This is a genomic window from Moorena sp. SIO4E2, from assembly GCF_010671945.1.
In the GTDB taxonomy this organism is placed as follows: Bacteria; Cyanobacteriota; Cyanobacteriia; order Cyanobacteriales; family Coleofasciculaceae; genus Moorena; species Moorena producens.
Genome location: NZ_JAAHIE010001163.1, coordinates 1 through 1,554, shown reverse-complemented (window position 1 = coordinate 1,554; position 1,554 = coordinate 1). Strand labels below are relative to the sequence as shown.

2 protein-coding genes are annotated in these 1,554 nt (G+C 42.1%); one reads left to right on the top strand and one right to left on the bottom strand.

What is annotated here, in order from left to right; all coding sequences use genetic code 11:
- The coding region (locus F6K37_RS41770) for a WD40 repeat domain-containing protein (protein WP_287257137.1) at positions 1 to 899 on the top strand (899 nt) is incomplete at its 5' end.
- A 134-nt stretch (positions 900 to 1,033) separates the two neighbouring features.
- Here the strand turns inward: F6K37_RS41770 and F6K37_RS41765 are convergent.
- A complete protein-coding gene (locus F6K37_RS41765; protein WP_287257136.1) occupies positions 1,034 to 1,291 on the bottom strand; it encodes a hypothetical protein in 258 nt (85 codons plus the stop codon).
- Positions 1,292 to 1,554 lie beyond the last annotated feature (263 nt).

Sequence of the window (1,554 nt, the reverse complement as noted above, 5' to 3'; positions counted from 1 at the left end):
TCACCCTCCAGGGACATGATGGTTTTGTGAAGGGGGTTGATTTCAGTGCCGATGGTGAGTTAATTGCCTCTGCCAGTAATGACAAGACGGTGAAACTCTGGAATCGCCAGGGGAAACTCCTACGTACTCTAAAGGAACATAGCGATCCAGTTTATAGCGTTAGTTTCAGTCCTGATAGTCAAATCATTGCCTCAGCTAGTCAGGATAGGACAGTGAAACTCTGGAGCCGGGAAGGGAAATTTCTACGTACTTTAGCGGGAGATAAAGGACATACAGATGCCATTAATCGCGTCAGTTTCAGTCCTGATGGTCAGTTAATTGCCTCTGCCAGTAATGACAAGACGGTGAAACTCTGGAACCAGGACGGCACTCTAATTACTACCCTTACTGGGCCTAGCAAGTTGTCCTCCGTTAGTTTCAGCCCCGATGGTAAGCGGATTGTGGCAGGTGCTGCCCGTGGTTTTATGGTAATATGGAGTCGTAACGACATCTCCTGGCAGCAATTCGAGCCTAAAGAAGGAGTAGGGGATAAAAAAATTGTTGTAGGGCATACAAAAACTGTTTATGATGTGAGTTTCCACCCCAATCGAGACATTATTGCTTCTGCTAGTGCGGATGGCACAGTTAAACTATGGAACCCCAATGGACTTTTAATAGGAACGTTAAGCGAGGGTTCTGAACCTGTGGAGTCTGTAAATTTCAGTCCAGACGGTAAAACCTTAGTTTCGATTAACTCAGCTAATCGGGTGAGTATTTGGAATTTAGATTACAGTCAATTCAACGATGTGAATTCTTTACTGAAGCGTGGTTGTGATCAGATCGGTAATTATCTGAACAATAATCCGAACCTCAACGAAGGAGACAGAAAACTCTGTGAGGGAATTGAGGAGCAAGACTAGATCAGCTGGAATATATAGCAGTTCTGATAGTAAAGAGGTACACAAGATTTTTTCCCTGTTCCCTACTCCCTACTCCCTAAAACCCACAACTTGTGTAACTCACCCAATTAAGAACTGCTATATATGATCAATCTTTAGCTAAAGCTAACTCTACCTAATTCCCCATCGTGCCGTGGCGGTATAGGCTCTTGATCTTGGGGCTCTCTAGCGCCAGCACCGGTATCAAATATAGTGTATTTAAGGAATGAAACATCCTCCAATAGACTATTGTCACTAGAGTCAGGTTCGGTGATTAAGTTCCAGGAAGCTGTCTCCATAGCCAAAACCTGAGTAGCAGTGATTGTCGATACTGCTGTCATCCCTAGTAGGGAAAGAATTTTATAACATTTCATAACTGGACTCCGTGGGTTCTCTGCTAATTCCAACTCTACTCATATATACATTTTTCCCAGATTGATGGCTCAGATCAGGAATGTCTCTGAGTCTAGAATATCGTAGCTTTAGCGGCTTTGACGAATCTGCGGAGGGAAAGTTCCCCATGAAGAATTGAGAATGTAGAATTAAGAATTAAGAATTGAGAATTAAGAATTAAGAATTGAGAATTAAGAATTAAGAATTATACATTAGGTATTATTCTTTATACATTATTCTTTAT